Below are 12,916 nucleotides of genomic sequence, written 5' to 3'. Positions count from 1 at the left end.
TAGGAACCTCCATCATCGGAAGACCTCGACCCCACTCCCGGCCACGACGCGCCAACCCCACACCCGTACGGCTACACCCTCAACTGCGAAGAGCCGGAAAAGAGGGCGTGGCTGTGTGAACGAATCAACGCGACATCGGCGGCGCGCGCGTAGTACGTCCAACTCGTCGTCGGCATCGCAGGCATGGTGGTTGCTTTTCAAGTAGATGTGCCGATGGTGTCACTCGTCGCGGCGGGAATCGTAGCGATCGTTGGAGCGGCCCTCGACATCACCTCTCGCAGCCATGCCTGACCGATCGCGGCACCCCCGTCAGCGGGTGGCGCGGATGATATTGGTGATCCGCACGGTCGAGAGGCGGCGGCCTGCCTCATTGCGGACGACGATTTCGTGGGTAGTCAGCGTCGAGCCGAGATGGATCGCGTCGCACGTGGCGACGACGAAGCCTGCGGCGACGGAGCGGCTGTGGCTCGCGTTCAGCTCGATCCCCATCGCCAACTGGCCCGCGCCCGCGTGCACGTTCGCGGCGATCGAGCCCATCGACTCCGCCAGCACCACGTGTGCGCCGCCGTGCAGGATGCCCACCGGCTGGCGGTTGCCTTCGACGGGCATCGACGCAACGGAGTGCTGGGGGGTGAGCTCGTGCCACACGATGCCCATCCGCTCGGCGAGTTCGCCCATGCCGCGGCCGATCGCAGCAACCAGATCGAGGGCCGGCGGGCGGATCCAGGGCGTCTCGCGGGGGGTCTGCTCGGTCACGGTACTCCTCATTGTGGAGCCTCGGAGCCGGTGCGGCGGACGGTCGCGACCGGACCCGATCCGGTGTCGGAGGCGCTGTGTAGTCTGGCCCTGTGTCAGATCCGGAACAGCCTACCCTCCTGCTCGTCGACGGCCATTCCCTGGCGTTCCGGGCGTTCTACGCGCTTCCGGTCGACAGTTTCCAGACCCGCGATGGCCAGCACACGAACGCAATTCATGGTTTCCTGTCGATGCTCATCCTGCTGCTCAAGAACGAGAAGCCCACGCACCTCGGCGTCGCGTTCGACATCTCGCGCTACTCGTTCCGCACACGCGAGTACCCCGAGTACAAGGGCACTCGCGGAGAGACACCGCCCGAGTTCAAGGATCAGGTCCCTCTTCTCGAGGAGGCCCTGCACGCCATGAACATTCGCACCGTCTCCAAGGAGGACTTCGAAGCCGACGACATCCTCGCGACGCTCGCTCGCCAGGGCGCCGAGGCGGGCTTCCGCGTCCTGGTCGTCTCGGGCGACCGTGACACTATCCAGCTGGTCACCCCCGAGGTCACCCTGCTTTACCCGTCCACCCAGGGCGTCTCACAGCTCACCCGCTACGACCGCGACAAGGTTTTCGAGAAATACGGAGTCGAGCCGCACCAGTACCCCGAAATCGCGGCGCTCGTCGGAGAGACCAGCGACAACCTGCCCGGAGTCGACAAGGTCGGTCCAAAGACCGCGGCGAAGTGGGTCAACCAGTACGGCACGGTCGCCGACATCATCGCCCACGCCGATGAAATCAAGGGCGTCGTCGGCGAGAAGCTTCGCGAACAAAAGGACAACGCGCTCCGGAATCGCCGTCTCAACCGCCTCGTGACCGATGTCGAGCTGCCGCTCGGCCCACACGACCTCACTCGCCGCGGGATCGACCCCGATGCGGTGCGCGACATCTTCAGCCGCCTCGAGTTCAAGACGCTGCAGGAGCGCGTGCTCACGATCGCGGCCGAGGAGGGGGTCGACGGAGCAGCCGCGGCTCTCGCGGGCGACGTGGTCACGACCGCGGCCCCCGCGGTGCGCACGCTGGTCGATGAAGAGCTGGCGCACTGGCTCGACCGTCTCTCGGCACAGGGCTCGGCGCCGATTGCGGTGCAGGTACAGCTCGGCGCCGAGGGGCTCGAGGGTGTCGGCCTCGCGGGAGAGAAGGAGACGGCGTTCGTGCCGTGGGCCGCCGAGCGTCCCGACTACACAGCGCTCGAGGAGTGGCTTGCCGGGCCAGCGCCGAAGTATTTTGCCGATGCGAAGCCGCAGATCAAGGCGCTCCGTCGCGCCGGCCTGCCGGTGGGGGGGCTCGCCTTCGACACGCGAGTCGCCTCTTGGCTACTCCAGCCATCGGGCCACCCCGCGACCCTGGCCGCGCAGGTCTCGCAGCACCTCGACGAGACGATGGCGCAGGGCGACCCGAACCAGCTCGTCCCCACGGTCGAGCCGATGGGCCCGGCCACCGAAGCCTGGTACGCATTCCGGCTGGTCGGTGCGCTCACGGAGCGACTCGGCGGGGGGATGCTGTCGGTGCTCGTCGATATCGAACTGCCGATCGTGCAGGTGCTCGCGACGATGGAGCTGTCCGGTGTCGCGATCGACGCCGCGGTGCTGGAGCGCCTGCACAGCGAGCTCACCGTCACCTCCGCTGAACTCGCGAGCCGCGCCTTCGCCGAAATCGGGCACGAGATGAACCTCGGCTCGCCGAAGCAGCTCCAGCAGGTCCTCTTCGAGGAACTCGACATGCCGCGCACCCGAGCGACCAAGACCGGCTACACGACCGATGCCTCCGCCCTTGCCGACCTGCAGGAGTCGCATCCGCATCCGTTCCTCGGCCTGCTGCTCGAGCATCGTGACGCAACAAAGCTCAAGCAGATCATCGAGACCCTCGAAAAGTCGATCACCGCTGACGGCCGGATCCATACGAGCTACGACCAGACCGGGACCGCGACGGGCCGCATCTCCTCCAACGACCCCAACCTGCAAAACATCCCCGTCCGCAGCGAGGTCGGCCGCCGCATCCGCACAGCCTTCGTGCATGGAGCCGAAGCGAGCACTCTGCTCACCGCCGACTACTCCCAGATCGAGATGCGGATCATGGCGCACCTTTCCGGTGATGCCGGACTCATTGAGGCGTTCCATAGTGGCGAGGACCTGCACCGTTTCGTCGGCTCACGCATCTTCGGCGTCGAACCGGGAGAGGTGACTTCGGCCATGCGCAACAAGGTGAAGGCGATGTCTTATGGCCTCGCCTATGGGCTGAGCGCGTTCGGCCTGTCCAAGCAGCTGCGCATCTCGAGCGCCGAGGCCAAGCAGTTGATGACCGACTACTTCGTCCGCTTCGGCGCCGTGCGCGACTACCTCCGCAGCGTCGTCGAGCAGGCGCGCGAGACGGGATACACCGAGACGATCTACGGGCGCCGCCGGCCCTTCCCCGATCTTCAGAGCGCCAATCGGGTCCTTCGCGACAACGCCGAGCGAGCGGCGCTGAACTCTCCCATCCAGGGGTCAGCGGCCGACATCATGAAGTTCGCGATGATCCGGATCCAGTCCGATCTCGACGAGCGTGGCCTCGGCTCGAGGATGCTCCTCCAGGTACACGACGAGCTCATTTTCGACGTCGCTCCCGGCGAGGAGGAGTCGCTCGAGAGCATCGTCCGCGAGCGAATGGCGGGCGCCGCCGATCTGAGCGTGCCCCTCGAGGTACAGGTCGGCCACGGCGCGAACTGGGACGTTGCGGCGCACTGACTCGGCCTGCGGCCGCCCAAGAAGCCTGCACGCCTGGCTAGGCTCGGAGGCATGAGCAGCGACACACCACGCGAGCCAACCGCTGTCGACCGGGTCGCTGAGCATTGGGTCGACACCCTCGTCGATCTTGACCCGACGCTCGGCACGATGATCGGCCGGGCCGAAGCGAACAGTCGTCTGGGTGACTACTCGCCCGCAGGTCTCGAACGTGCACATGCCGCCGCCGCCTCCGCCCTCGCTGATCTTGAGCGAGCGGAGCCCGTCGACGCCGTCGACCGCGTGACGCTCGCCGACCTCGGCGCCGAGTTGCGCCTCTCCCTAGAGAGCCACGAGGCGGGACTGCCGCTGCGCGATCTGAACGTCATCGCCTCCCCGACGCAGGAAATACGCGACGCCTTCGACCTGATGCCGACCGACGAGGTCGCCGACTGGGAGGCGGTTGCCGAGCGGATGCTTGCCGTGCCCGCAGCGCTCGCGGGGTACGTCGAGACCCTCCGTGAGGGCACCCGCACCGGAATCGTTCCAGCGCGCCGCCAGGTGGTGCTCGTCGCCGAGCAGGCCGAGAAGATCGGCGCGCCTCGGGGTTTCTTCGCCACGCTCGCCGCAGAGGCCGCGCCCGCTGCAGGCGCGCTACCCGCCTCGCTTGCGCGGCAGTTAGAGGACGGCGCCCGACGGGCGTGCACCGCGTACGACGGGCTCGCCCGGTTCCTGCGCGCCGAACTCGCGCCCGCTGCCTCCGAGCAGGACGCCGTGGGCCGCGAGCTCTATGCCCTGCGCTCGCGGCACTTCCTCGGTGCGGTCATCGACCTTGACGAGACTTACGAGTGGGGGCTCGAGGAACTCGCCAGGATGACGGCCGAGCAGGAGGCGATCGCGCGCGAGATCTTGCCCGGCGCCTCCGTTGCCGAAGCGATCGCGCACCTCGACAACGACCCGTCCCGCACGCTGCATGGCGTCGACGCGCTGCAGCAGTGGATGCAGGAGACGAGTGACCGGTCGGTCCGCGAACTCGCCGGCACCGCCTTCGACATCCCGGATGAGGTGCGCCGTCTCGAATGCCGTATCGCGCCCACGCAGGAGGGCGGCATCTACTACACCGGCCCGAGCGATGACTTCTCGCGTCCCGGTCGCATGTGGTGGTCGGTGCCGGCCGGCGTGACCGAGTTCGCGACCTGGCGAGAGTTGACCACGGTGTATCACGAGGGTGTGCCGGGCCATCACCTCCAGATCGGGCAGGCAGTTCATAACCGTGCGAATTTGAACACCTGGCGTCGGCAGCTGGCGGGCACGTCCGGGCATTCCGAGGGCTGGGCGCTCTACGCGGAGCGACTCATGGAGCGTTTCGGCTACCTCGACGACCCTGCCGACCGCTTCGGAATGCTCGACGGTCAGCGGATGCGCGCCGCCCGCGTCGTCGTCGACATCGGGGTGCACCTGCAGAAGCGGATGCCCGGCTCCGATCATCCCTGGACCGCGGACTCGGCGCTGGACTTCATGCGCGCCAATGTGCATATGGACGACGCCTTCGTGCGCTTCGAGGTGAACCGCTACCTCGGCTGGCCGGGCCAGGCCCCGTCTTACAAAATCGGGCAGCGGATCTGGGAGCAGCTTCGCGACGACGCCGAGGCCCGCGAGGGCGCAGCGTTCTCGCTCGCGGCATTTCACCGGCGAGCGCTCGACCTTGGTGGAGTGGGTCTGGACACCCTTCGGGCGAGTCTCGCAGCCTGAGGATGCACGGGTGGGTGTCGGCGGATTGCCACGCACCTCCCGGGATGACTAAAGTTGGGGAGTCACATCTGTGGCGCCGCTGTGCCTGAAGCGCGCGAGGAGGACCGGTCCGCCGGCCCGCCGAGCGTCGCCCGTCAAGCCGGAGGCACATCCCTCACCATCGCGGTGGTCACCACGCACGCGCGCCATCTGGTCCGCCGGTAGCCGCCGCCCGAGACTTATCCATCCTGGAGCATCCCTTAATGACAACCGCAACGACCGACAAGGTAACCAAGCAGGTCGCGATCAACGACATCGGGTCCGCTGAAGACTTCCTTGCCGCGGTCGAAAAGACTCTGAAGTTCTTCAACGACGGAGACCTCATCGAAGGCATCGTCGTGAAGATCGACCGCGACGAGGTTCTCCTCGACGTCGGGTACAAGACCGAGGGCGTCATCCCCTCACGCGAACTCTCCATCAAGCACGACGTCGACCCCTCCGAGGTCGTCAACGTGGGCGACAGCGTCGAAGCCTTGGTTCTCCAGAAGGAGGACAAGGAGGGTCGACTGATCCTCTCCAAGAAGCGTGCTCAGTACGAGCGTGCGTGGGGCGACGTCGAGAAGATCAAGGAGTCGGACGGTGTCGTCACCGGTTCGGTCATCGAGGTCGTCAAGGGTGGTCTCATCGTCGACATCGGCCTTCGCGGCTTCCTCCCCGCATCGCTCATCGAGCTGCGCCGCGTCCGCGACCTCACGCCGTACCTCGGCCAGGAGATCGAGGCGAAGATCCTCGAGCTTGACAAGAACCGCAACAACGTGGTCCTGTCGCGTCGTGCGCTCCTCGAGCAGACGCAGTCCGAGAGCCGCACCACGTTCCTGAACAACCTGCACAAGGGTCAGGTCCGCAAGGGCGTCGTGTCCTCGATCGTCAACTTCGGTGCGTTCGTCGACCTCGGCGGCGTCGACGGTCTCGTCCACGTCTCCGAACTCTCCTGGAAGCACATCGAGCACGCTTCCGAGGTCGTCGAGGTGGGCCAGGAAGTCACCGTCGAGATCCTCGAGGTCGACCTCGACCGCGAGCGCGTGTCGCTCTCGCTCAAGGCCACCCAGGAGGACCCGTGGCAGGTCTTCGCCCGTACTCACGCGATCGGGCAGGTCGCGCCGGGCAAGGTCACGAAGCTGGTTCCGTTCGGTGCATTCGTCCGCGTCGCGGACGGCATCGAGGGCCTCGTCCACATCTCCGAACTTTCAGGTAAGCACGTCGAGCTCGCCGAGCAGGTCGTGTCTGTCGGCGAAGAGGTGTTCGTCAAGGTCATCGACATCGATCTCGATCGTCGCCGCATCTCGCTCTCGCTCAAGCAGGCGAACGAGGGTGTTGACCCCGAGAGCACCGAGTTCGACCCGGCTCTCTACGGCATGGCGACGGAGTACGACGACCAGGGGAACTACAAGTACCCCGACGGCTTCGACCCCGAGACCAACGAGTGGCGCGAGGGCTTCGAGTCGCAGCGTGAAGCGTGGGAGCTGGAATACGCCGCTGCTCAGGCGCGCTGGGAGGCCCACAAGGCTCAGGTCGTCAAGTCGCAGGAGGAGGCTTCCACGGTCTCCGAGGGCGTCTCGGTCGGCGCCGGCTTCACCGGTGAGTCGACCACGGTGGGCACGCTCGCCGATGACGAGTCGCTCGCCGCGCTCCGCGAGAAGCTGTCCTCGACCAACTAATTGCGAGCACATCGCATCAAACGGCCGGTCCCTCGGGGCCGGCCGTTTGCCGTCTCCCCTCCGTGCTGTGTGCTGGATAGGGTGGCCGGGTGCATCTCGTCGCCCTCACCGGAGGCATCGCCTCGGGCAAGTCCACCGTCGCCCGCAGACTCGCCGAGCATGGAGCCGTGGTCGTTGACGCCGACCGGCTTGCGCGGGAGATCGTCGAGCCGGGGGAGCCCGCGCTGGCAGCGATCGCCGAGCGGTTCGGTCCGACCGTGATCCGTCCCGATGGCGCGCTCGACCGCGCCGCGCTCGGAGCGGTCATCTTCTCGGACGCGAACGCCCGCGCCGACCTGAACGCGATTACCCACCCGGCTGTCACTCTTCGCTCTCAGCGCTTGTTCGCGGAGGCGGCCGAGGCGGATCCGGCTGCTGTCGTGGTCTACGACGTCCCCCTCCTTGCCGAGGGGCGCGGCACTGGCGAGTTCGACGAGGTCGTGGTGGTCCATGCGCCGAAGCAGACGCGGATCGCCCGTCTGATTGCGCTGCGCGGACTGACCGAGTCGGACGCCCGCGCCCGCGTCTCCTCCCAGGCGAGCGATGAGGAGCGCCTGGCTCTTGCAGACGTCGTGCTCGACTCCTCCGGCACTCTTGACGAGACCCTGGAGCGGACCGACGCACTCTGGGAACACTTGACGCTCACCCGCTGACCACGTGCGATCTGCAGGACCACGTGCGATCTGCAGGACTCAGTGCGATCTGCAGGGCTTCCGCAAGATAGAGCGCTCTCTCCCGCATGCTGGAGCGCGCGGGCGGTCGAGCCCCTGCAGATCGCACTGGTCCCCGTGCGTACTCTCGTTCGCCGGCAGCGCACGCGCGCATGAGTGTCGGTGGTCGCGGCTACGCTTCGAACCATGGAGCCCACCCGTGCCGTGCACCCGTTCGAGGTCATCAGCGAGTACAAGCCGAGCGGTGACCAGCCCGCGGCGATCGCCGATCTGAGCGCCCGAATCAACGCCGGCGAGACCGATGTCGTCTTGCTGGGCGCTACCGGCACAGGCAAGTCAGCAACGACGGCATGGCTGGTCGAGGCAGTGCAGCGTCCGACCCTCGTCCTCGCTCACAACAAGACGCTTGCGGCGCAGCTCGCCAACGAATTCCGCGAGCTCTTCCCGAACAATGCCGTTGAATACTTCGTGTCGTATTACGACTATTACCAGCCCGAGGCCTACGTTCCGCAGACCGATACCTTCATCGAGAAGGACAGCTCGGTCAATGCCGAGGTGGAGCGCCTGCGGCACTCGACCACGAACTCACTGCTGAGCCGCCGCGATGTCATCGTCGTCTCCACCGTCTCCTGCATTTACGGTCTCGGCCAGCCGGAGCAGTACCTCGAGGCGATGGTGGCGCTGCAGGTGGGTCAACGCGTCGACCGCGACCGTTTGATCCGCAAGTTCGTCTCGATGCAATACGCCCGCAACGACGTCGACTTCGCGCGCGGCACCTTCCGCGTGCGCGGCGACACGATCGAGATCATCCCGATGTACGAGGAGCTTGCGATCCGCATCGAGATGTTCGGCGATGAGATCGAGGCGCTGTACACGCTGCATCCACTCACCGGCGACATCGTGCGCAAGCTCGAGTCGGTGTCGGTGTTCCCCGGTTCGCACTATGTCGCCAGCCAGGACGTCATGCACCGCGCAATCGACACCATCCAGCAGGAACTCGAGGGACGTCTCGCCGATCTCGAGAAGCAGAACAAGCTCCTCGAGGCGCAGCGGTTGCGGATGCGCACCACTTTTGACCTCGAGATGATGCAGCAAATCGGCTTCTGCTCCGGCATCGAAAATTACTCGCGGCACATCGACGGCCGTGAGTCCGGTGAGGCGCCGCACTGCCTGCTCGACTATTTCCCCGACGACTTCCTCGTCGTCATTGATGAGTCTCACGCCACCGTTCCGCAGATTGGCGCGATGTACGAGGGTGATGCCTCCCGCAAGCGCACGCTCGTCGAGCACGGCTTCCGCCTGCCGTCTGCAATGGATAACCGCCCGCTGAAGTGGGAGGAGTTCAAGTCCCGCGTCGGCCAAACGGTCTACCTCTCGGCCACACCGGGTCGCTACGAGATGGGGATCGCCGACGGCATCGTTGAGCAGATCATCCGCCCGACCGGCCTTATCGACCCCGCGATTGTGGTGAAGCCAACCAAGGGCCAGATCGACGATCTGCTCGAAGAGATCACGCGCCGCACCGAGCGCGACGAGCGCGTGCTCGTCACGACCCTGACCAAGCGCATGGCGGAGGAACTCACTGACTTCCTCACCGAGGCCGGCGTCCGCGTACGCTACCTCCACTCCGACGTCGACACCCTCCGCCGGGTCGAGCTGCTCTCCGAGCTGCGTGCCGGTGTCTACGACGTCCTGGTGGGCATCAACTTGCTCCGAGAGGGACTCGACCTGCCCGAGGTCTCGCTCGTTGCGATCCTCGACGCCGACAAGGAGGGCTTCCTCCGCTCGTCGACATCACTGATCCAGACCATCGGCCGCGCAGCCCGAAATGTGTCGGGCGAAGTGCACATGTACGCCGACCGGGTCACCGACTCGATGCGTCTTGCCATAGATGAAACCGATCGGCGGCGAGAGAAGCAGGTCGCCTATAACCTCGATCACGGCATTGATCCGACGCCACTGCGCAAGAAGATCGCCGACATCACCGACGCCCTCGCCCGTGAGGGGGCCGACACTGCACAACTCCTCGCGGGGCGAGACTCACAGAAAAAGAGCCCTACACCCAATTTGCGTCGGCAGGGTCTGGCGGCCAACGGTGGCAACGATCTCGAAGCGATCATCGCCGATCTCAACGGGCAGATGCTCCAGGCCGCAGGAGAACTCAAGTTCGAGCTGGCGGCACGGCTTCGCGACGAGGTCCAGGAACTGAAGCGCGAGCTCAGGCAGATGGAGAAGGCGGGCCACCTCTCATGAGCGGCAGCGGCAGAGGCTCCGAGATCAGCGGCCAGCGAACGCTTCGAGCGATGTCGGTGGTGCCACATACACTTTCGGAGTGTCGATCCTGAACGCCGTTACGGACCCTTCCTCCACGCCCTCTCCCTCCTTCCATCGTTTCGTCTCCTCGCTCGACGAGTCGGTCTCGAAGCTGGTGGTGAGTGGAGCGCGGGTGCACAACCTGCAAAACGTCGACCTCGAGATTCCACGTGACTCGATGGTGGTGTTCACCGGTCTCTCGGGCTCCGGCAAGTCATCCCTCGCGTTCGACACGATCTTCGCCGAGGGACAGCGGCGGTACGTCGAGTCCCTCTCCGCCTATGCCCGCCAGTTCCTTGGGCAAGTGGACCGGCCCGATGTCGACTTCATCGAGGGTCTGAGCCCCGCCGTCTCGATCGACCAAAAGTCGACGAACCGCAACCCGCGCTCCACCGTCGGCACGATTACCGAGATCTTCGACTACATGCGCCTGCTCTGGGCGCGCATCGGAGTGCCGCACTGCCCGATCTGCAGCGAGCGGATCTCGGCACAGACGGTCCAGCAAATAGCCGACCAGCTGATGGAACTCGAGTCCGGCACCCGTTACCAGATCCTCAGCCCTGTCGTCTCCCAGAAAAAAGGCGAGTTTGTCGACCTCTTCAAGGAGCTGTCCGCCGGCGGTTACTCCCGCGCGATGGTCGACGGGACCCTCGTCCAGCTCAGCGACCCGCCCACGCTCAAGAAGCAGTACAAGCACGATATCTCGGTCGTGGTCGATCGCTTGGTCGCTGGCCCCGACATCCTCGGCCGCCTCACCGACTCGCTCGAGACCGCGCTGCGCCTCACCGATGGGATCGTCCAGATCAACTTCGTGGGCGGCGAGGGCCAGGGTGCCTGGACCACCTACTCGGAAAAACTCTCCTGTCCCAACAATCACCCCATCTCCTTGACTGAGATCGAGCCGCGCACGTTCTCCTTCAATGCCCCGTTCGGCGCCTGCCCCGAGTGCTCCGGTCTCGGTACCCGCATGTCCGTCGATGACGAGCTGCTACTGGGCGATCCCGACCTCAGTATTGCGGAGGGCGTCATCATCCCCTGGACCACGCAGGGCAAGGGCCTGTTCCAGTACTACGAAAAGCTGCTCGATGGCCTCTCTCGTGATCTGGGCTTCTCGCTTGCGACACCGTGGAAGCGTCTCAGCACCGAGGTGCAGCAGGCAGTGCTTCATGGCGACAACTTCGAAGTCAAAGTCAAGTGGAAAAACCGCTATGGCCGCGAGATGAGCTATACCTCCGGCTTCGAGGGCGTTGTGCCCTATATCGAGCGCCAGTTCGTGCAGGCCGAGACCGACGTCCAGCGCACCCGCTGGTCCGAGTTCCTCCGCGAGGTACCCTGTCCAGTCTGTAAGGGCTCCCGGCTCAAGCCGGAGGTTCTCGCCGTCCTCGTCCATGGCGCGAGCATCGCGGATGTCGCTGACCTCAGCCTCGGCGACGCGCAAGACTTCATGAGCAGGCTCGAGCTGACCGACCGTGAGGCCCACATCGCGGCGCAGGTGCTCCGCGAGATCCGTGCCCGCATCGACTTCCTTATCGAGGTCGGCTTGAACTACCTCAATCTCTCGCGAGCCGCAGCGTCCCTTTCCGGCGGCGAGGCGCAGCGCATCCGCCTGGCGACACAGATCGGCTCCGGGCTTACCGGCGTGCTCTATGTCCTCGACGAGCCCAGCATCGGGCTACATCAGCGCGATAACCGCCGTCTCATCGACACACTGATCAAGCTGCGCGACCTCGGCAATACGCTGATCGTCGTTGAGCACGACGAGGACACGATCCGCACCGCCGATTGGATCGTCGACATCGGCCCGGGGGCTGGCGTCAACGGCGGCAAGGTCGTGCACTCGGGTTCGTATGAGTCGCTGCTCGAGAACACGCACTCGCTCACTGGCGACTACATTTCCGGCCGCAGGGCAATCGATGTACCGAAGAAGCGCCGCAGGATCGATCGCAAGCGAATGATCAAGGTCGTCGGCGCGAACGCCAACAATCTGCGCAAGGTCGATGCGGAGTTTCCGCTCGGCACGTTCGTCGCGGTGACCGGCGTCTCAGGATCGGGCAAGAGCACGCTCGTCAATGACATCCTGTATCGGGTTCTCGCCAATCAGTTGAACGGCGCTCGTAAGGTGCCGGGCAAGCACACCCGCGTCACAGGCCTCGAGAACCTCGACAAGGTCGTGCATGTCGATCAGAATCCGATTGGCCGCACTCCGCGCTCAAACCCCGCCACGTATACCGGCGTCTTTGACCGCATCCGCAACCTCTTCGCCGAGACGACGGAGGCGAAGGCCCGCGGCTACCTGCCCGGCCGTTTCAGCTTCAACGTCAAGGGCGGCCGCTGCGAGGCATGTTCGGGCGATGGCACCATCAAGATCGAGATGAACTTTCTGCCCGACGTCTATGTCTCGTGCGAAGTCTGCGGGGGAGCGCGCTATAACCGCGACACTCTGACCGTGCACTACAAGGGCAAGAACATTGCCGAGGTGCTCGACATGCCGATCGCCGAGGCGGCCGACTTCTTCGAGCCGATCACCGCGATCCACCGGTTCCTGAAGACGCTGGTCGAGGTCGGCCTCGGCTACGTGCGCCTCGGGCAGAGCGCGACGACCCTGTCCGGTGGCGAGGCCCAGCGGGTCAAGCTCGCGACCGAACTTCAGCGTCGCTCGAACGGACGCAGTGTCTACGTGCTCGACGAGCCGACCACGGGTCTGCATTTCGAGGATGTCCGCAAGCTGCTTCTCGTCCTGAACGGGCTGGTCGACAAGGGCAACACCGTCATCACCATCGAGCACAATCTCGACGTGATCAAGTCCGCTGACTGGCTGATCGACATGGGTCCAGAGGGGGGAGCGGGTGGTGGTCAGATCGTCGCGGTCGGCACTCCCGAGCACGTAGCCGAGGTCGAGGGCAGCCACACGGGCATGTTCCTCGCCGAGATCCTTCGCTGACCTCGGCGA

Annotated in this window: 7 protein-coding genes; 6 read left to right on the top strand and 1 reads right to left on the bottom strand. The window is 65.5% G+C overall.

From position 1 onward, the window contains the following. Positions 1-309: 309 nt before the first annotated feature. A complete protein-coding gene (locus B0H03_RS04130; protein ID WP_237399510.1) occupies positions 310-678 on the bottom strand; it encodes a PaaI family thioesterase in 369 nt (122 codons plus the stop codon). A gap of 170 nt (positions 679-848) precedes the next feature. Here B0H03_RS04130 and polA point away from each other — a divergent pair, with 170 nt between their 5' ends. From polA to uvrA, 6 genes are all read left to right on the top strand, one after another. Then, positions 849-3,518: a DNA polymerase I gene (polA, locus tag B0H03_RS04125; RefSeq protein ID WP_104354262.1), complete on the top strand. Its 2,670-nt coding sequence runs from the start codon at positions 849-851 to the stop codon at positions 3,516-3,518. A 51-nt stretch (positions 3,519-3,569) separates the two neighbouring features. Further along, positions 3,570-5,246 carry a DUF885 domain-containing protein gene (locus B0H03_RS04120; protein WP_104264890.1) on the top strand — a complete coding sequence of 559 codons (1,677 nt, stop codon included), beginning with the start codon at positions 3,570-3,572 and terminating at the stop codon, positions 5,244-5,246. Positions 5,247-5,488: 242 nt separating this feature from the next. Next, positions 5,489-6,943, top strand: coding sequence for a 30S ribosomal protein S1 (gene rpsA / locus B0H03_RS04115; RefSeq protein WP_104264889.1), 1,455 nt, complete (start codon positions 5,489-5,491; stop codon positions 6,941-6,943). 89 nt (positions 6,944-7,032) lie between these two features. Next, positions 7,033-7,635: a dephospho-CoA kinase gene (gene coaE, locus B0H03_RS04110; protein ID WP_104264888.1), complete on the top strand. Its 603-nt coding sequence runs from the start codon at positions 7,033-7,035 to the stop codon at positions 7,633-7,635. 204 nt (positions 7,636-7,839) lie between these two features. Further along, positions 7,840-9,906, top strand: coding sequence for an excinuclease ABC subunit UvrB (uvrB, locus tag B0H03_RS04105; protein WP_104264887.1), 2,067 nt, complete (start codon positions 7,840-7,842; stop codon positions 9,904-9,906). 175 nt (positions 9,907-10,081) lie between these two features. Next, complete coding sequence (gene uvrA / locus B0H03_RS04100; RefSeq protein ID WP_241560496.1) at positions 10,082-12,907, top strand: excinuclease ABC subunit UvrA; 2,826 nt, start codon at positions 10,082-10,084, stop codon at positions 12,905-12,907. The last annotated feature ends 9 nt before the right edge of the window (positions 12,908-12,916 follow it).

Source organism: Rathayibacter iranicus NCPPB 2253 = VKM Ac-1602, assembly GCF_003149025.1.
GTDB lineage: Bacteria > Actinomycetota > Actinomycetes > Actinomycetales > Microbacteriaceae > Rathayibacter > Rathayibacter iranicus.
The sequence above is the reverse complement of the archived record's forward strand: the minus strand, read 5'-3'. Positions and strand labels throughout refer to the sequence as shown.

Bases quoted from the DNA above. Each gene is read 5' to 3' on its own strand.
- B0H03_RS04130 (WP_237399510.1), bottom strand. From the start codon at position 678: ATGGGCGAACTCGCCGAGCGGATGGGCATCGTGTGGCACGAGCTCACC.
- B0H03_RS04120 (WP_104264890.1), top strand. From the start codon at position 3,570: ATGAGCAGCGACACACCACGCGAGCCAACCGCTGTCGACCGGGTCGCT.
- rpsA (WP_104264889.1), top strand. From the start codon at position 5,489: ATGACAACCGCAACGACCGACAAGGTAACCAAGCAGGTCGCGATCAAC.
- uvrB (WP_104264887.1), top strand. From the start codon at position 7,840: ATGGAGCCCACCCGTGCCGTGCACCCGTTCGAGGTCATCAGCGAGTAC.